Below are 19123 nucleotides of genomic sequence, written 5' to 3' on the forward strand. Positions count from 1 at the left end.
AACAAATTGTATCAAAAACGTGAAAAAGTGCCAAACAAATTTAAGGATGCTTATATTTAACAGGTTCTTCTTGTCGTAAAGGGAAGTAAAGTTGCGCAATATAAGACAGAAATGAACGAATAGGAGGAATAGAGAATGACAACTCGTCAAGCAGTGGATCAACTTATGCAACAGTGTGAAGATGCTATTCGCTTTGGACAAGGTCAGTTGCAGGAAGGCATGAAGCAAGAACATTATAACGACACTGAATATACAAAAGCACAGGAAAAATTAGAAAATGCTTATAAAGAAATTGAAGAGTTTTCTCACAGTGCAAATGCACAGCAAAGAGAGCAGCTATATCGCATGCGCCTGCAAGTTCAGCAGCTGCAAAATAAATTGATCACAACTCAGCATTAAGGAGAGGATTTTATGGCAACGCGTTCAAATCAAAATAATCCGGAACAAAAAACAAAAAACGGGATCAACAGCAATGACATTGAGCTAGGAAAAGATTTTGATCCGGTAAAAGAATTAAAAGCACGAAACAGCAAGCGTGCACAGCCGGTTCGTTCGAAGCAAAAATAAGCGATAAAAAGGTGGTTTTGCATGATATTGTCATGTGAAATCACCTTTTTAAATAGTCAGCGAATTTCAAATAAATTGTCTATATGTAAAAGCATTGCGAACCCTTTAAGAAAAGACTAGAATGTACGTTGGCATTCGAATAGATAGGGGGGAGATCAATGCCCAAATCACTTTGGTTTTTGATTATTGGTATGCTTGTAAACGTAACGGGAGCTTCATTTTTATGGCCTCTCAATACAATTTATATAAATGAACATTTAGGAAAGTCGTTATCCGTCGCAGGAGTGGTTCTTATGCTGAATTCTGCGGCAAGCGTAGTAGGAAATTTGCTTGGAGGAACGCTTTTTGACAAAATTGGAGGATATAAATCCATTTTATCAGGGATTATTATTACTCTTATTGCATTAGTGGGACTCGTGTTTTTCCATGGTTGGCCTACATACGTTGTTCTCTTGGTTGTTGTAGGGTTTGGATCTGGTATTGTGTTTCCGTCTATGTATGCAATGGCAGGGTCCGTTTGGCCACAAGGCGGAAGAAAAGCATTTAATGCGATGTACGTTGCTCAAAATGCAGGAGTAGCTATTGGCGCCGCGGTAGGGGGCATTGTAGCGTCTTATTCATTTACGTATATTTTCTTAGCTAATACAATTTTATACGTTATTTTTCTGCTTATTGCTATTTTTTCATATCGTCATATTTCGGTTACCGTAGGACAAACGAATGTCCTTAATGAAGCAGGGAGCATTGGGCATAGAACGAAGCTGACTGCTCTTCTTATTTTATGTACGGGGTATGTTTTATGCTGGGTGGCGTATGTTCAGTGGCAAACAACGATTGCTACGCATACGCGTGAGCTGAATATACCTCTTTCCAGCTACAGTTTGCTTTGGACGATTAACGGGATTTTAATTGTAGTCGGTCAGCCTTTGATTGTACCCATCATTCAAAAAGTAGCAAAAACGTTAAAAGTACAGGTCCTAATTGGAACGGTTATTTTTGTGGCTTCTTTTGTTATCGTGGTGAATGCTACAACATTTCCGCAGTTTTTAACAGCAATGGTTGTGTTAACAATTGGAGAAATGTTCGTTTGGCCGGCCATTCCAGCTGTTGCAAGTCAGTTGGCTCCATCTGGAAAAGAAGGATTTTATCAAGGTGTAGTTAACAGCATGGCTACTGCAGGTAAAATGATTGGTCCTCTCTTTGGAGGCGTTATTTTCGATGCGTTTAATATGTCTACGCTGTGCTATTTATTAATTGGGCTATTGCTATTCAGCATGTGTACAACATGGATATACGATTATAAATTAAAAGAAAAACGTCAGCGTTCGTTAACCATCTCTAAATAAATAGAGATGGTTTTATTTTTGACTGCTTAATAAACGTAGGAATGTCTTCAGTATTCCTTTAATAATATAGTAAGGGTCGTGACAAGCAAAGAAAGGAGTATATACCTGTAAATATGTAAGCGTTTTCTAATTATATGACTTCATGGGGGGCTAAACATGCTTAGTATGATTGGATTAATTGGAGGATTATTGCTGCTCATTGTATTAACGATGAGAGGCATGAATTTATTTATAGCAGGTCCGCTCAGTGCTTTAGTTGTTGCGTTAACAAGCGGAATGCATTTATTTCCACAGCTTGTGAAAGAAGGAGAAGCAAATTTTGTTGGAAATTACATGTCTGGTTTCACAGGATTTATTGCGGCTTGGTATTTAATGTTTCTATTGGGGGCCGTCTTTGGAAAAGTAATGGAAGACAGCGGGGCCGCTGATAGTGTTTCCCGCTGGATTGTCAGTAAACTAGGAATGAAAAGAGCAGTATTGGCGATTGTACTTGCCTGTGCGGTCTTAACATACGGAGGAGTCAGTCTGTTTGTAGTAGCATTCTCTGTTTATCCAATGGCTTTAAGCTTATTCAAACAAGCCGATTTGCCGAGGCGGTTTATTCCTGCTGCTTTAGCATTTGGTTCGGTTACGTTTACGATGACCTCGGCTGGGTCGCCTGAAATCCAAAACTGGATTCCAATTGAATATTTAAAGACTAGTCCGTATGCAGGATGGGAAGTTAGTTTAGTTGTAGCGGTAGTGATGGCTGTATTCGGCTACTGGTGGTTAAAGCGCTTGATTTCAAAAGCAGTTAAAAATGGGGAGCGTTTTATATCACGCGAGAAAGATCCAGTAGTAACGGAAAATCAGTCTCTTCCTAATCCTTTATTAAGTTTGCTTCCGCTTGTGGTCGTGCTCATTATTTCTTTTGCACTTCATAAGCCCCTTCAGCAATCTGCGCTGATTGTTGCACTTTTAAGCGGCATCATTGTCACATACATTGTAAATCGAAAGCATTTTAAAGGATTTTGGAATGCAGCTTCAGAAGGAACGCTGGGTGCGTTAATTGCTATTGGGAATACAGCTGCTGTCGTAGGTTTTGGAGGGGTTGCTAAGGCTGTTCCCGCGTTTGGAGTGGCTGTAGATGCCATGACGCATATTCCAGGAAGTCCGTTGATTGGAGGAGCTATTGCCGTGAGTGTTATCGCAGGGATGACTGGTTCGGCTTCAGGAGGTCAGGCGATTGCTTTGCCAATTTTAGCGCCTCACTATCTAGATGCTGGTGTAAATCCAGAAGCTCTCCATCGCGTAGTAGCTATTTCCTCTGGAGTATTAGATTCCTTGCCTCATAATGGTTATGTCGTAACAACAATTAATTCTATTTGCGGAGAAACTCATAAAGATGCGTATGGATCAGTTGCAGCAATGACGGTGATTGTGCCGCTTGTTGGTCTTGTACTTGCGATCATCCTGTTTTCTTTTGGATTTGGCATTTAATAATAGCAGCTAAAGAAAGTAGGGACTGGGATAAAAGTATTTTAGGTGAAGGAAGATCCGAACGATGAATCGTTCGGATTTTTTCATGTTTATAGTGAACGTAGGTTTCATTTGTTTAGGTGCTTCTAGCTGCGGAGTGGAGGGCAAGACAAAGACTCCTGTAGGTGAGACCCCGCATGAGTGTAAGAAACGAGGAGGATCATCGGCTGCCAGAGGAAAGAGGAGCCTTGCACGGAAATCAACAGCGGTGTAACCAAGAAATTCATACTAGCGCATTTATCCCATTTGTTCGTTTTTAAATTGGATTGATTTAATTATGTCTCAATCCCTTTTTTGTTTGGCCGTGGATGTATGTTTTTGGGAGAAGTTGTTCATATATAAGAATAAAAGAGAGGATTTAGCAACAAAGCAGTGCTGCAGTGCAGAAACTTTTACAAAATCCCTTGAACAACTTGCAGTTTACGAACATATTATTTACAATACAAGGTAGTATGATGTAAAAACTATGATAAGGAATAGTAGTGAACGAAGCGAGCTAAGAGAGCTGACGGGTGGTGCGAGTCAGCAAACGAGCGTTCATGAACTCACCTTGGAGTTGTAAATGTGAAGTAAAGTAACATTTGCCGTCTATCCGCGTTAAGGAAAATGAGTGAGTACATAATTGTGCTAATTTGGGTGGTACCGCGGGAAGTTTATTCAACCTCTCGTCCCTTTGTTTGAGGGATGAGGGGTTTTTTAGTTTAATTAAATACAGCTGGAGCGTACAAGGAGGATTATGTATGGCTTTTAATCATGAAAAGATCGAACAAAAATGGCAAAAAGTTTGGGAAGAAAATAAAACATTTAGAACAACGGAAGATGAAGGAAAGCGTAAGTTTTACGCATTAGATATGTTCCCTTATCCATCTGGAGCGGGTTTACACGTTGGGCATCCAGAAGGTTATACAGCAACGGATATTTTATCTCGTATGAAGCGTATGCAAGGATACAATGTACTTCATCCAATGGGATGGGATGCATTCGGACTACCTGCTGAACAGTACGCATTGGATACAGGAAATGATCCGGCTGAGTTCACTGAACTTAACATTAATAATTTCCGTCGTCAAATCAAATCGTTAGGTTTCTCTTACGATTGGGAGCGTGAAATTAATACAACGGATCCTACCTACTACAAATGGACGCAGTGGATTTTCTTACAGCTATATAAAAAGGGCTTAGCTTATGTGGATGAAGTAGCTGTGAACTGGTGTCCTGCTTTAGGAACAGTGCTTGCAAACGAAGAAGTTATTGACGGCAAAAGTGAGCGTGGGGGACATCCGGTTGAGCGTCGTCCAATGAAGCAGTGGATGCTTAAAATCACAGCTTATGCAGATCGTTTACTAGAAGATTTAGATGAGCTTGATTGGCCAGAAAGTATTAAAGAAATGCAGCGCAACTGGATTGGCCGCTCTGAAGGAGCTCACGTACACTTCACAATCGATGGATACGAGGACACGTTTACCGTGTTTACAACGCGTCCTGACACGCTATTTGGGGCAACGTATGCCGTTTTAGCACCTGAACATCCGTTTGTAGAAAAAATTACAACAGCCGAACAAAAAGAAGCAGTAGAAACGTATTTAGATCAAATTAAAAGCAAAAGCGATTTAGAACGTACAGACTTAGCTAAAGACAAAACTGGCGTATTCACTGGTGCTTATGCAATTAACCCTGTAAACGGCGAGAGAATGCCAATTTGGATTGCTGACTATGTTCTAATGAGCTATGGCACCGGTGCAATTATGGCTGTTCCGGCTCACGATGAGCGTGATTATGAATTTGCGGTTAAATTTGAACTGCCGATTAAAGAAGTGGTAGCGGGCGGAGACGTTTCAAAAGAAGCTTATACAGGCGACGGCGAGCACGTTAATTCAGACTTCTTAAATGGTTTAGATAAAGAAGAAGCAATTTCAAATATGATTCAGTGGCTTCAAGCAAATGAAAAAGGTGAAAAACAAGTAACGTACCGTCTGCGTGACTGGTTATTCAGCCGTCAGCGCTACTGGGGTGAACCAATTCCTGTTATTCACTGGGAAGATGGCACAACAACGGCAGTTCCTGAAGATCAGCTTCCGCTTGTGTTACCAAAAACGACTGAAATCAAACCGTCAGGCACAGGTGAATCTCCGTTAGCAAACATTGATGACTGGGTGAACGTTGTAGATCCGGAAACAGGCAAAAAAGGGCGCCGCGAAACAAATACAATGCCTCAATGGGCAGGCAGCTGCTGGTATTACTTACGCTACATTGATCCAACAAACAGTGAAGCGTTAGCAGATGCAGATAAATTAAAAGAATGGTTACCGGTTGATATTTATATCGGTGGAGCTGAACACGCTGTTCTTCACTTATTATATGCTCGTTTCTGGCATAAGTTTTTATATGATATCGGCGTAGTTCCAACAAAAGAGCCGTTCCAAAAACTGTTTAACCAAGGTATGATTCTTGGAGAAAACAACGAAAAAATGAGTAAGTCAAAAGGTAACGTTGTAAACCCAGACGAAATCGTAGAAAGCCACGGTGCAGATACGCTTCGCCTTTACGAAATGTTTATGGGACCTTTAGATGCATCAATCGCTTGGTCAACAAAAGGGCTTGATGGTGCACGCCGTTTCTTAGATCGTGTATGGCGCTTACTTGTTAACGATAACGGTGAATTAAGCAGCAAGGTTCAAGAAAGCAATGACACTACGCTTGAACGCGTGTATCACCAAACGGTGAAAAAAGTAACGGAAGATTACGAAGGCCTCCGTTTTAATACAGGTATCTCTCAGCTTATGGTATTCATCAATGATGCATACAAAGTTGACGTGCTGCCAAAGCAATACGTAGAAGGATTTGTGAAGCTATTAGCACCAATTTGTCCTCATACGACTGAGGAATTATGGAGCAAACTAGGTCACGAAGATACAATTTCGTATGAGGCTTGGCCTGCGTTTGACGAAGCGAAACTTGTAGATGATGAAGTGGAAATTGTCGTTCAAATTAACGGTAAAGTACGTGCAAAAGTTAATGTACCTGCTGAGGCATCTCGTGAAGAGCTTCAAGATATTGCAATGGCTAATGAAGATGTTCAAGAGTTCATTGAAGGTAAGACAGTGCGCAAAGTGATTGCTGTGCCTGGTAAATTAGTAAACATCGTAGCTAATTAAGTATGGATGTAGAAGAGAACCCCTGACTAAAGAGCAGTCAGGGGTTCTGTTCTAGACCTAAGCGCCTGATGTCCGCCTTTCGGGTTTGACATCAGGTGCTTAGTCAAACCTTTAACTACGATTGGAAAAGCTTAGGCATCTTGCTGCTTAAGCTTTTCTTATTTAGTGGCATAAAGGTATTTGAATTTGCTACAATAGCGATAGCAAGCTGAATGAAAGAATAGAGAGGAATGACGAAGATGGAAGAAGTAAAAGTAATTACGCCTGAAGAACTTCAAAAACGCGTTGAAAATGGAGAAGAACTTCATTTAGTTGATGTGCGCGAAGATGAAGAAGTAGCAGAAGGAATGATTCCAACTGCTAAACACATTCGTATGAATGATATTCCAGCTAATGTGGATTATTTCGATAAAGACAAAGAATATATTTTCATTTGCCGTTCGGGCCGCCGCAGTGAAAACGTATGTTACTACCTTCAAGAACAAGGATATAAAGTAACAAATATGGTTGGCGGTATGTTAGAGTGGGAAGGAAAAACGGTTAATAAATAAAAAAGAGGCTGGGACAAAAGTATCTTAGCTGAAGTGAAAAATGAACCATTGATCAACACGTTTGATTAGTGGTTCATTTTTTTTGTTTCGTTTCTCCTAGCAGTTGATTGGAGGGTAAGGGGAAGACTCCTGCGGGAAAAGCAGAACAGGTGAGACCCTGCGGAAAGCGAAGTCTTGCACGGAAATCGGCTTCCGTATTACAAGCGGTTCAGCTCATGTATCTCATTTGTTCGTCTTTAGATTGGATTCATTTCGTTATGTCTCACTCTCTTTTTTGAATGAAACTTCTGCCATCCGACTAAAATGATAGCAGGAAAACAAATGATGACTAAATCTATAAAAGCCCTCATAAAAATAGAGGTAGTAAGAGATTGAAAATCAGTACAAAAACCATCATCAAGAGAAACAGTCCATTCTGATTGAAACAAATTTGATAGGACAAGGTGGTCGAAGCTGTGATACAAGTAAAAATGTTTGATAAAGAGCATGAAAAAGATTTAGAATTTGCGGTGAATCGATTTTTACGGAAATTAGAGGATGAAGACGTCGTTGATATTAAATACCAAGTGACAGTTGATGTTGATCGTGATGAGCAGGTGTACTGTTTTTCAGCCATGGTTATGTATAAAGCCTAGCATATTATGCTAGGCTTGTTGCAAATTCTCCTGCATTACTCCCCGCCAAACGGCCTGTTACAAGAGCAGAAGTGATATTGTATCCTCCAGTGTATCCATGGATATCAAGAATTTCCCCGCAGAAGTAAAGGCCTTGCATAAATTTCGAAGACATTTCTTTTGGGTGAATTTCTTTAACAGATACGCCGCCTCCTGTGACGAATGCTTTTTCTAAAGAAAGCGTGCCGTTTACAGCAAATTCAAATCGCTTGCACAGTCTTGCGAATTCTCTCAGTTTCTCATGCTGAAGCTGTCCTGCTAGCGCCTGACTATCAATGCCTGTCTGCTCGAGTAAAAACAATAGATAGCGTTCAGATACAAAACCTTTTAAGACATTTTTAATTGCTTTTTTCGGCTCTTCTTTTGTTGTTTTGACTAATTGTTGAAAAATATCTTCTTCGTTTTGGCTAGGAAATAAATCAAGAGACATTTGAACAGTATTGCTTTTTTGTTTCTTTAACTCTTTAACAACATATTGGCTGCAGCGAAGAGCGGCAGGGCCAGAGATGCCAAAGTGAGTGAAAATCATATCCATTTGATGAGTAATGACAGGCTTGCCTTTTTTATTTAGCACGCTTAGTCCTACATTGCGAAGCGATAGACCTTGAAGCGTTTTGGTTTTAATAAAGTGTTCGCTAGATGTAATAGGAACTTCTGTTGGGTAAAGCTCAGTAATTTTATGTCCGGCATCTTTTGCCCATTGATAACCGTCTCCTGTCGAACCTGTATGAGGTACTGATTTTCCACCTACTGCAATCACAACGCTTTTCGTTTGGATTGCTTCCCCGTTTTGAAGCACAACTTCTTTCACGGTGTTGTTCTCATAGTTTACGCGTTTAACGGCTGTGTTTGTGCGAATCGTCACACGAAGACGGTGAAGTTCGCTAATTAATGCGTCAACAACAGATTGCGCTTTATTGCTAACCGGAAACATACGGCCGTGATCTTCTTCTTTTAATTTAATTCCAAGGCCTTCAAAATAAGAGATGATATCTTCGTTATTAAAAACAGAAAACGCACTGTATAAAAAGCGCCCGTTTCCTGGAATGTGTTTAATAAGTTCATCAATGGGAAGACGGTTTGTCACATTACAGCGTCCGCCTCCAGAAATGGCAAGCTTTCGTCCAAGTTTATTGCCTTTATCAATTAATAATACGTTTGCACCTGACTCACCAGCTGCAATCGATGCCATCAAACCAGAAGGTCCTCCTCCGATTACGACTACATCATATATCATACTTTCACCAACCTGTCTATTCTTAAAAAAATTTAGTTTGTTCACTGACAAATCTCTCAACATTGGATAAAATGGGCTATAGTCTTTGTTTTTTAGTTTGTTGACGAGTGCGAGTGAGTATAAGACCTTTCTTAGTGTATACTGTCACTTGCTTCTTTTCAATTCTATCATTATTATCAGTATGTAACATTAAGTATCGGAGGCAAACGTATGTCTGATTCAAAATTGTTAAGAGGGACCTTTGTGCTGACGCTTGGCACCTATGTATCCCGAATCTTGGGAATGATTTATTTATTTCCATTTGCGATCCTTGTTGGAACCGTAGGGGGAGCACTGTTTGGTTACGGATATAACCAATATGCTATTTATTTAAGTATTGCTACAGCCGGTATGCCAATGGCCGTATCGAAATTTGTATCAAAATATAATGCACTCGGTGATTACTATACGAGTAGAAGAATGTACCGGGCCGGCATGAAATTAATGCTTGTCACAGGAATACTTGCATTTTTACTTTTATATTCGTTAGCTCCTGTTATGTCTAGAATTACGCTGGGAGGTTCTGATTTAAATAACTCCTTAGAAGATGTAGTAATGGTTATGCGAATGGTTAGTGTTGCGTTAATTGTAGTACCGATGATGAGTTTAATGCGAGGATTTTTCCAAGGTCACCAGTCTATGGGACCAACAGCTGTTTCACAAGTAGTTGAACAGCTTGTGCGGGTTGTCTTTTTATTGGCATCTACCTATATCGTCATCAAAGTTGTCCATGGAAGTCTTGCATTAGCCGTTGGATTTGCTACGATGGGGGCTTTTGTAGGAGCTCTTGCTGGACTGGCCGTATTAATTTGGTACTGGAAAAAACGAAAGCCTTATCTTGATAAAATGGTGAACGAGCAGACGGTAACGCCTACGCGTATTTCTACCGTATCCATTTTTAAAGAGCTGCTTACGTATTCATTGCCATATGTATTTGTCAGCTTAGCTATTCCGCTGTATCAGTATGTGGATCAATTCACATTTAACCGTGCGATGGTAGCGGCTGGACAAAAAGAAATAGCGGAGTCCATGAACGGAATTGTTCAGTCTTATGTTCCAAAGCTTGTGATGATTCCTGTTTCATTAGCTACTGCGTTTGGTTTGACTCTTGTACCAACGATTACACGTTCATTTGTGAATAAAGATTATAATGTATTGCAAAAGCAAATTGATCAAACATATCAAACGATTATGTTTCTTGTGCTGCCAGCATCTGTAGGGTTAATGGCTTTAGCTGGCCCAGCCTATACGTTTTTCTTTGGAACAGATGCATCGGATGCGGGTGGTAATGTCTTGCTTTATTATGCACCGGTAGCTTTGTTATTCTCATTTTTTACGGTTAATGGAGCTATTTTACAAGGAATCAACAAACAAAAATATGCTGTTTTAAGTCTATTATTTGGATTGATTGTGAAAATTGTGGTGAACGTTCCATTTATTCTTATGTTCCACGAGATTGGTTCAGTTTTAGCGACAGCACTAGGCTATATCGTATCTCTTGTTTATATGTTTGCGCTTATTCAAAAACACGCAAAATATAACTACAGTGAGTTTATAAAACGTTCTGTGCTTATTCTCATTTTTGTTGCGATTATGGGAATCAGCGTAAAAATTGTCGCCGCAGTGATTGGTCTGTTTACAACGCCAGGACGATTCTCTGCCACTGTTATTACGATTATAGGAGCAGCAGTAGGCGGCCTTATTTACTTTATTATTACCTATCGTTCAAGCCTGCTTGAAAAAGTAATGGGAGCGAGGGTAACAGGTGCAATTGAAAGAAAGATACTGCGCCGAAATAAACAGCGCAGTGCCTAAGTAAGAAGATGACTCGTTAGAGTCATCTTCTTTTCAAAAAAGAGGAGGATATTACATGCGTTTGGATAAATTGCTTTCTACTATTGGGTACGGAAGCCGAAAAGAAGTGAAAGGTCTTTTAAAGACTGGAGCTGTTAAGGTAGATGGTACAGCGGTTAAAGATGCCAAGGTACACGTTAATCCAGATGAACAAGAAATAACTGTACATGGCGAAGCCGTTTCTTACCGAGAATTTGTTTACTTTATGCTGCATAAGCCGCAAGGTGTCATATCAGCGACCGAAGATTCTCTTCATGAAACAGTGTTGGACTTACTGGAAATTGACGATGCTGTGTACGATCCATTTCCGGTAGGGCGTTTAGACAAAGATACAGAAGGGCTCTTGCTGCTGACAAATGACGGTCAGCTTGCACATCAGCTGCTATCTCCTAAAAAGCACGTTCCTAAAACGTATTTTGCAAAAATTAATGCACCGGTGACTGAAGAAGATGCTGAAGCATTTAGACAGGGTGTCACTCTTGATGATGGATACGTAACAAAATCAGCAGAGTTAAAGATACTAACAAGCGATGTGGAATCAGAAATTGAATTAACGATCGTTGAAGGGAAATTTCATCAAGTGAAGCGTATGTTTGAAGCAAGAGGAAAAAAAGTAACGTATTTAAAACGTTTATCTATGGGAGCTTTGCTATTAGACGAGTCGTTAGATTTAGGAGAGTACAGGGAGTTAACCGAAGAAGAACTAGCTTTATTACAAAAATCAAATGCCTAAGAAGAGGCGAAAGAAAAAGGAACCTAAGTCTAAAATGGTTCCTTTTTTTGTCCACTTTATTAGACAAGTGAAACATTTCACGTTAAAGCACTTAAACGAGTACCAACTCTGCTTGACGTGCAAATGGAGCGGGGGACTATGCACTCGTCCAAGTCTTGACTTTCTACTGCGTAGAATTTTATCTCTATATATAAATCACTTACTACCCTTGAAATAAACTTACTAGGATGACATCTTGACCTTCTTTTGCGTAGTCGTCCATGTACCGCGACTTGGGCTGCGAACTAAATCATTATATGCTAACACATTCAAGTCACGCTGAATGGTTCTTGGTGTAATACCAAATTCGTCTACGAGCTCTTGCGTTGTAACTGTTCCATTTTTACAAATGAACATATAGACCGATTTGATACGAGTTAGCATTCGATTAGTTGAAGGTTTCAAAAAACCACTTCCTTATTCGTTTTTCGTAAGGCACAACTTCTTTATAACTCTGAGATGTCAAGCACTATTTCAGTCCTTATCCTTATTGTACACAAAATCGACAGAAAAATAAAAGAGAAAACGCAAATTAACACAATATTTACAAAAAATGATATAAATATGTAATCCTTTCGTAACATCTCCTTCCTCTATTTGCACATTTTTTATAGTATATGTAAACAATAAACAAATAGAATCCGTTTTTATCGATTGTGCCTACAAATTATTTCCCGAAATTTTGACTCTGTAAACCTTTGATATGAAAGGAAAGAGACAATTATTTCTTTCTATATAAAGGTATGATAAAGTTAAATTTACCAATAGTAATGATAGACACAATCTGTAAAGCAGGCAAAGGAGACAAACAGATGACAGCAATTAATTGGCAAGAAGAAGTGCAAAAAAGAGAAGCTGAAATTCTAGCTGAGACGAAGCGTTTTTTGCAAATTAAAAGTGTTTTAACAGAGACAAACAAACCAGAAGAGCCATTTGGACCTGGAATTGCTCAAGCGCTTGACTTTCTTTTAAATAAAGGAAAAAATGACGGGTTTTCCGTCAAGAACGTAGACGGATATGCTGGTCATATTGAAGCAGGAGAAGGGAAAGATCTTCTTGGCATTCTTTGTCACGTAGACGTTGTTCCTGAAGGAGACGGGTGGTCGGTTGATCCATACGGCGGTGAAATAAAAGACGGGAAAATTTTTGCTAGAGGAGCAATCGATGACAAAGGCCCGACGATGGCTGCTTATTATGCGATGAAAATTGTGAAAGATTTAGGGCTTCCTCTATCTAAACGGGTTCGAATAATTATTGGAACGGATGAAGAAAGTGACTGGAGATGTGTGGACCACTACTTCAACCATGAAGAGATGCCAACGATGGGATTTGCGCCGGATGCGGATTTTCCTATCATTTTTGCTGAAAAAGGCATTACAGACGTAGAAATTCGCCAGCAGCCAATTGAAGGAACAAAGGGAAGCGTTCAGCTTACATCATTTGTCTCTGGGCGACGCTACAATATGGTTCCTGATCTTGCAACAGCTGTTCTTGAATTCCATAGTGAAACGGATATTAAAAATAAATATGATCAATTTTTAAAAGATCAGTCTTTAAAAGGTTCAATAACAGAAAAGAGCGGTGTATACACACTTACTTTAGAAGGCGTTTCAGCACATGGCAGTGTGCCTGATAAAGGGAAAAATGCTGGACTTACGCTTCTTCGCTTTTTACACACATTAGAACTTGATGAACAAGCTAATCAGTTTGTAGGTTATGCAAATGCGTATTTAGTCCAAGATGCACTAGGAGAAAAAATGGGTTTAAATCGCAAAGATGAGGTCACGGGTGATTTAACGATAAATGTTGGAATCATGTCTTACAATCAAGAAGAAGCGGGGCACTTTGGTTTAAACATTCGCTATCCTGTATCAGCTCATATTGACGATATTATTGATACGATTAAAGAAAAAAATGAATCTTATCAAATGACCATCAAACATTTTACAGATTCTAAACCACATCACGTCGATCAAAAACATGAGCTTATTCAAACGCTTCAAAAGGTTTACCAAGAACAAACAAATGAAGAACCTACACTTATTTCAATTGGAGGAGGAACATATGCCAGAGCATTAGAAGCAGGCGTGGCATTTGGCCCTCTTTTCCCAGGCCGTGAAGAAGTAGCGCACGAAAAAGATGAGTACATGGTAATCGAGGATTTACTTCGCGCAACAGCTATCTATGCACAGGCTATTTACGAATTAGCTAAATAAAAAAGCGAACGCCTTTGCGTTCGCTTTTTTATTATTCAAATGAGAACAGGTCGCTTGATAAATAACGTTCACCTGTATCGCAAGCGATACATACGACCACTTGGTCAGGAGATAATTTTTTGGCTACCTCGATAGCAGCATAGCACGCAGCGCCAGATGAAGGACCGACTAAAATTCCTTCTTCAGAAGCCAAGCGTCGCGTAATATCGTAGGCTTGTTCATCTTTAATTTTTAAAATTTCGTCGTAAACATCTACATTAAGCGTATCAGGAATAAATCCAGGGCTTGTTCCTACAAGCTTGTGCTTCCCAGGTCTTCCTCCAGATAATACAGGAGACCCAGCTGGTTCCACAACATGAACGGTCATATTTGGGTAGTTTTCTCTTAGGACTTCACCAGTTCCTGTAATCGTTCCGCCTGTTCCAGCAGTAGCAACAAAAGCAGATAGATCTTTGCCTAACTCGTTCATTGCCTCAATAATTTCCTTAGCAGTCGTTTTTCGATGAGCGTCAGGGTTTGCATTATTTTCAAACTGCATAGGCATAAATGCATTTGGAATTTCTTTTGTAAGCTCTTCTGCCTTGCGAATTGCTCCAGGCATTTTCTCATCACCCGGTGTGAGAACAACTTCAGCACCATATGCTTTTAACAAGTTAATTCGTTCTTGAGTCATGGTATCTGGCATGACTAAAATAGAACGATAACCTCTTGCCGCTGCATTCATAGCTAAGCCAATACCTGTATTTCCGCTCGTTGGTTCAATAATAGTAGAATTTTCATTGAGCAAGCCTGCTTTTTCAGCTTCCACGATCATATTAAAAGCAGCACGGTCTTTTACACTACGGCTTGGATTAAAAAACTCCAGTTTTAAGTAAACAGATGCTCCATCTGCAGGTTGAAGACGATTCAACTTAACAAGAGGTGTCTCGCCAATCAAATCAGCCATATTGTTAACAACTTTCATTTTTCTCATCCTTTTCTTATAAAAATTCTCTGTATTGTTTCTATGATAACACAAATTCTTATTTTTTAAGCACATGGCAAATTTTCAGAAAAACCTCTCTATTTCATCCGGAAAAACCTTTAAAATAGATCTAGCTCTTTTTGAACATAACCAATTGGGGAAAGATAATGAAAAGAAAAGGAGAGATTTGATGAAAGGTGATAAACACTATTTTATTGGAATCAATGTGCCTGTATCCATTGCACATCAGGCAGAAAATTGGGCAAAGGAATTAATACCTTTTCCTTTCAAACAATGGACATACCCTGACGATTATCATATAACGCTACATTTTTTAGGGTTTTTAGATGAAAAAAAGGAAAAGCTGATTACCTGCTTAAAAGAAGTAGCCTCCCGTCATTCAAGTTTTTCACTGCAGACAGGTCAGTACGATGTGTTCGGTGCTTATAACAAGCCTAGAGTGCTTTATGTAAGCCTCAGGCCAAGTGATAAGCTTATGAATCTGCAAAGGGATATACAGGCCGTATGGGGAGATCTAAGCGGCTTATACGAAAAACGTCCTTATCGTCCTCATATTACGATTGCAAAGAAGTGGGGAGGGGAAGCCGGACTTTTGAAAGAACAGTTAAAGCAAACGTCAATTGAAGAACAGTTTCAAGTAAGTTCGTTTGCCCTTTTTGAAGTTCATCCTGCTAGCAAACCTAAATATAAAAAAATACTATCTTTTTCCTTGCAGTCACAGTAGCATATGAACATACAAGCATGGAGAGAGGTTATTTAAAAATCACTCTCATCAAAGGAAAGAAAATGCCGATGATAATAGAGAAATCATCGGCGAACAAAGTTTTAGAGGAATTTTAATTAGGGGATTGATGTAAACGTGGCGCAGCTACTTAAGGTGCAAGATTATATTTCCCGTTATGAAAAAGACGTTTATCACTACACGTCTCAGTTTAATCACTTAAAAAAGCATAATTGGAAGAAAGCAAAGCAATTATTTGAAGAAGGGCTATTACATGAGCCGCCTGTACAAGAAGAAACAAAAGATCAACGTTCATTTTTGCAAAAAGCAAAAGAGCGGTTTACAAGAAAAAAAGAAACGTGTGAAGTGGAAGAAGCGTTCTCTAGCGATAGCGTGGAAAATCAAGAGCTATTGAGGTTTACAACTCTTCCACAAACAGCGGAAGACTTAAAAATATTGTTTTTAGAAAATGTATTTGATCTTCAAATGAAATGGGCTACATCCACTTTATTTGAGTTCTCACAAGCAGATCGTAAATATTACCATGATGAAGCTCTCCGTTATTTTATCCAGCGCTTTCCTGATACGTGTCTCGTGATGTACAAACCTGTTTTCCTGATTAATAAAGCTACGGTAGAAGGAGATATCATTATTGTTACTCCAACGGAAACCCTCTGTATTTGTTTAATAGAAACATATAAAAGTGCTGTTTTTCAGTATTCAAAAGAAAATTTTTGGACAGAGTTAAGAGGAAGAGATCAAAAAAAGATATTAAATCCTTTAATTGGGTTAAATCGAACGGAGCAAATTGTCCGAAGCATTTATCGTACTCACGATATTGAACATAACGTAAAGAAAATATTACTGAGCAGAAGTGGATACATTGATTACGCTGCGAAGCCTTATCAGGTTGAATTTGTAGATGCTAGAAAGTATGAAGAATGGTTTTATGAACTTAGGAAATCTAAAGTACCTTTAAAGTTTAAGCAGATGAAAGCAGCTCAAGTATTACTCGAACACAGCCAGAGTATTTATTTTGACCGGGAATTCGAAGCAGGTGAATAATACGAACATTCACGTTATGAAAGTGCTTTCGTTTTTGCGTTTGCTACATATAATGCTACTAAAGAGGTAATTGGCATAAGGAGGAGAAAAGGATGACTGGTGATAATAAGTTTCAGGCTTATTTAGATCAAATAGATCGTATTACTCTTTTAGTTCCAACTTCTTATCATGAAGGTCAAATTGATTTTTTTGTGATTAAAAGTACACAAATGCATGAGACCATCTCTATTGAAAACGTACATGAATTAGAAGGTTTTATCAAATATGAAGGCAAGGTTGAAGGTAGCATAGAAATTGGACAGTCGTACATTATCTGTGATAATTACGGGGAGAAAGTTCCGCTGCAGGTAGGGGCTGTTATACGAACCAAAGAGTTTGATGAGAGATTTTATTATAATCAAAATGATTTGGGTGCAGCATTTTATTCAGATCATATTATGATAAAAATTTGGGCCCCGACTGCATCAGCAGTGGTTTTAAAATTAATACATGCAAACAGCGGGAAAGAAGAACTGTACGTTATGGCTCGTCAAAGAAAAGGCGTATGGGAAAAGGAACTCTCCTTAGATAAAGAAGGGTATTATTATCGATTTTTAATAGATGTAAACGGCCGGACAAATGAAGCGGTGGATCCTTATGCCGTTGCAGCTACAGCAAATAGTGAATACGGAGTTCTGATAAATCTTCATACAGCCTATGTTCATCTCCATGAAAAGCCGCCTTTCCTTCAGCCAACGGATGCCGTTATTTACGAAATGCACGTTCGCGACTTTTCTATTCATCCTTCAAGCGGGATAGAAAAAAAAGGTACGTACCTAGCTGTTACTGAATCAAGCGGGCAGCCAGGCAAAACAACAGGTCTTCATTATTTAAAAGAGCTAGGAGTAACCCACCTTGAATTTCTTCCTATTAACGACTTTGGCGGAGTAGATGAATTAAATCCTCGGGCTTCTTATAATTGGGGGTATAATCCATTGTTGTTTAATGTACCAGAAGGAAGCTACTCCGCTGACCCTTCAAATCCCGCCACTCGTATTGCTGAAGTGAAACAATTAATATCAACACTTCATCAACAGGGATTCCGTGTTATTATAGATGTAGTTTATAATCACGTATTTGTACGAGAGGAATCACCTTTTGAAAAAATTGTTCCTGGCTATTATTTTCGACATGATGAGTTTGGGATGCCTTCGAACGGGACGGGAGTAGGAAATGATTTTGCTTCTGAACGGAAAATGGCGCAAAAGTTTATTATCGATTCAGTATTATTTTGGATAAAAGAGTACGACGTTGATGGGTTTCGCTTTGACCTCATGGGGATTTTAGATATAGAAACGATGAACATCATTCGGGAAAAAATAAATGAAATCGATTCTACTATTTTGGTGTTTGGCGAAGGTTGGGATTTAAATACTCCTCTCCCCTACAATCAAAAAGCAATTATGGCTAATGCCCGCCAAACGCCTCAAATCGGCTATTTTAATGATCGCTTTCGAGATTCTGTAAAAGGAAGCACGTTTGATGTGTATGAAAAAGGTTTTATCAGCGGAAATATTCATCAAAAAGAGACCGTGCAATCCGTTATAGCGGGGAGCATTCTGGATAAAGAAGACAGCCGGGCTTTATTTATAAATCCAGCACAATCAGTTAATTACGTTGAATCACATGATAATCATACGCTGTGGGATAAGTTAATGAGTTCAAACGGAGACGAAGACGAAGACACTCGTAGAAGTCGTCACCGCCTTGCTACTGCTATTGTACTTCTTTCACAAGGCATACCGTTTCTTCATAGTGGTCAAGAGTTTTACCGCACTAAACAAGGCGTAGAGAACAGCTATAATTCACCCGATGATATTAATGCACTTGATTGGAATCGACGAATCAAATTTTCTCCTGATGTGAATTGGGTCCAAGAGCTGATTCGTATTCGCAAACAGCACGGTGCATTTCGCTTGGGAGATGCTTCAGCGATTAGGCAGCATGTCTCTTTCCTAAATACGCCGCAATCCGTTATTGGCTATTGCTTATCAAACGTATTGGCTTACGGTCCGTGGAAGAATATTATTGTGTTTTTTAATCAAGGCCTAATGGAAGAAAAAGTAGTTTTGCCAGAAGGACCATGGAAAATAGCACTTGATCATTGTAAAGTATATAAAAATGGGTATCCTACTATAGAGGATAATGCTATAAACGTTTCAAAGCTTAGCGTTCTTATTTTATTTCAAACGTAATTATTGTCTTCAACCACTTGACGAAAAAAGTATGATGGAGATAATATTTATAAAGGATGGCTATTGATACATATCCTCAATAGCCGTCTTTTTTATTTACTAAGAAAATAACGTCATGATGTCTTAATAGATTGCTTTATTGAGTGAAATTTTTAAACGAAATGTGTGTGTTGAAATTGAAGGTGAATT

At 39.1% G+C, this 19123-nt stretch carries 17 protein-coding genes and 1 other annotated feature; of the genes, 14 read left to right on the forward strand and 3 right to left on the reverse strand.

Annotated features, from left to right (window positions below; genetic code table 11):
- Positions 1–135 precede the first annotated feature (135 nt).
- The 8 genes from AC2YJL_RS00245 (at position 136) to AC2YJL_RS00280 (ending at position 7772) form a co-directional block, all read left to right on the forward strand.
- Positions 136–399 (forward strand): YtzC family protein, encoded by a 264-nt coding sequence (locus AC2YJL_RS00245; protein ID WP_013059528.1) that lies wholly within the window; start codon positions 136–138, stop codon positions 397–399.
- 12 nt (positions 400–411) lie between these two features.
- Positions 412–567, forward strand: a complete 156-nt coding sequence (locus AC2YJL_RS00250; RefSeq protein ID WP_013059527.1) for a hypothetical protein — start codon at positions 412–414, stop codon at positions 565–567.
- Positions 568–725: 158 nt separating this feature from the next.
- Entirely contained in the window at positions 726–1913 is a 1188-nt protein-coding gene (locus AC2YJL_RS00255; protein WP_050688648.1) for an MDR family MFS transporter, read from the forward strand.
- A 156-nt stretch (positions 1914–2069) separates the two neighbouring features.
- Positions 2070–3392 carry a GntP family permease gene (locus tag AC2YJL_RS00260; RefSeq protein ID WP_251568903.1) on the forward strand — a complete coding sequence of 441 codons (1323 nt, stop codon included), beginning with the start codon at positions 2070–2072 and terminating at the stop codon, positions 3390–3392.
- A gap of 64 nt (positions 3393–3456) precedes the next feature.
- The gene (locus tag AC2YJL_RS00265) at positions 3457–3645 is read left to right on the forward strand and encodes a hypothetical protein (protein WP_251568902.1); all 189 of its coding nucleotides are present in this window, start codon (positions 3457–3459) and stop codon (positions 3643–3645) included.
- Positions 3646–3888: 243 nt separating this feature from the next.
- Positions 3889–4107 (forward strand) — a binding site (T-box leader).
- 64 nt (positions 4108–4171) lie between these two features.
- Positions 4172–6586 carry a leucine--tRNA ligase gene (gene leuS / locus AC2YJL_RS00270; protein WP_251568900.1) on the forward strand — a complete coding sequence of 805 codons (2415 nt, stop codon included), beginning with the start codon at positions 4172–4174 and terminating at the stop codon, positions 6584–6586.
- Between the two features lie 239 nt (positions 6587–6825).
- Positions 6826–7137 carry a rhodanese-like domain-containing protein gene (locus AC2YJL_RS00275; RefSeq protein WP_071270224.1) on the forward strand — a complete coding sequence of 104 codons (312 nt, stop codon included), beginning with the start codon at positions 6826–6828 and terminating at the stop codon, positions 7135–7137.
- Between the two features lie 455 nt (positions 7138–7592).
- Entirely contained in the window at positions 7593–7772 is a 180-nt protein-coding gene (locus AC2YJL_RS00280) for a sporulation protein Cse60 (RefSeq protein ID WP_013059521.1), read from the forward strand.
- A gap of 4 nt (positions 7773–7776) precedes the next feature.
- Here the strand turns inward: AC2YJL_RS00280 and AC2YJL_RS00285 are convergent, their stop codons facing one another.
- Entirely contained in the window at positions 7777–9048 is a 1272-nt protein-coding gene (locus AC2YJL_RS00285; RefSeq protein WP_050688644.1) for a BaiN/RdsA family NAD(P)/FAD-dependent oxidoreductase, read from the reverse strand.
- Positions 9049–9258: 210 nt separating this feature from the next.
- On the opposite strand from AC2YJL_RS00285, the gene AC2YJL_RS00290 reads away from it, so the two are divergent.
- Together AC2YJL_RS00290 and AC2YJL_RS00295 are read left to right on the forward strand one after the other, a co-directional pair.
- A complete protein-coding gene (locus AC2YJL_RS00290; RefSeq protein WP_013085248.1) occupies positions 9259–10902 on the forward strand; it encodes a putative polysaccharide biosynthesis protein in 1644 nt (547 codons plus the stop codon).
- Positions 10903–10957: 55 nt separating this feature from the next.
- Entirely contained in the window at positions 10958–11674 is a 717-nt protein-coding gene (locus AC2YJL_RS00295) for a pseudouridine synthase (protein ID WP_114896896.1), read from the forward strand.
- Between the two features lie 222 nt (positions 11675–11896).
- Here the strand turns inward: AC2YJL_RS00295 and AC2YJL_RS00300 are convergent, their stop codons facing one another.
- Positions 11897–12118 carry a DeoR family transcriptional regulator gene (locus AC2YJL_RS00300; protein ID WP_013059517.1) on the reverse strand — a complete coding sequence of 74 codons (222 nt, stop codon included), beginning with the start codon at positions 12116–12118 and terminating at the stop codon, positions 11897–11899.
- A gap of 407 nt (positions 12119–12525) precedes the next feature.
- Here AC2YJL_RS00300 and pepV point away from each other — a divergent pair, with 407 nt between their 5' ends.
- Positions 12526–13929 (forward strand): dipeptidase PepV, encoded by a 1404-nt coding sequence (gene pepV, locus AC2YJL_RS00305; protein WP_230933689.1) that lies wholly within the window; start codon positions 12526–12528, stop codon positions 13927–13929.
- 31 nt (positions 13930–13960) lie between these two features.
- Here the strand turns inward: pepV and cysK are convergent, their stop codons facing one another.
- On the reverse strand, positions 13961–14893 hold the full coding sequence (cysK, locus tag AC2YJL_RS00310) for a cysteine synthase A (RefSeq protein ID WP_013085245.1): 933 nt from the start codon (positions 14891–14893) through the stop codon (positions 13961–13963).
- A 190-nt stretch (positions 14894–15083) separates the two neighbouring features.
- On the opposite strand from cysK, the gene thpR reads away from it, so the two are divergent.
- The 3 genes from thpR to pulA all read left to right on the forward strand — a co-directional run bounded on the left by thpR (position 15084) and on the right by pulA (position 18934).
- Positions 15084–15638 (forward strand): RNA 2',3'-cyclic phosphodiesterase, encoded by a 555-nt coding sequence (gene thpR / locus AC2YJL_RS00315; RefSeq protein ID WP_195695788.1) that lies wholly within the window; start codon positions 15084–15086, stop codon positions 15636–15638.
- 135 nt (positions 15639–15773) lie between these two features.
- Positions 15774–16700 carry a hypothetical protein gene (locus tag AC2YJL_RS00320; RefSeq protein ID WP_487374609.1) on the forward strand — a complete coding sequence of 309 codons (927 nt, stop codon included), beginning with the start codon at positions 15774–15776 and terminating at the stop codon, positions 16698–16700.
- 92 nt (positions 16701–16792) lie between these two features.
- On the forward strand, positions 16793–18934 hold the full coding sequence (gene pulA, locus AC2YJL_RS00325) for a type I pullulanase (protein ID WP_251568899.1): 2142 nt from the start codon (positions 16793–16795) through the stop codon (positions 18932–18934).
- Positions 18935–19123 lie beyond the last annotated feature (189 nt).

This window comes from Priestia sp. SRI_019, assembly GCF_057586255.1.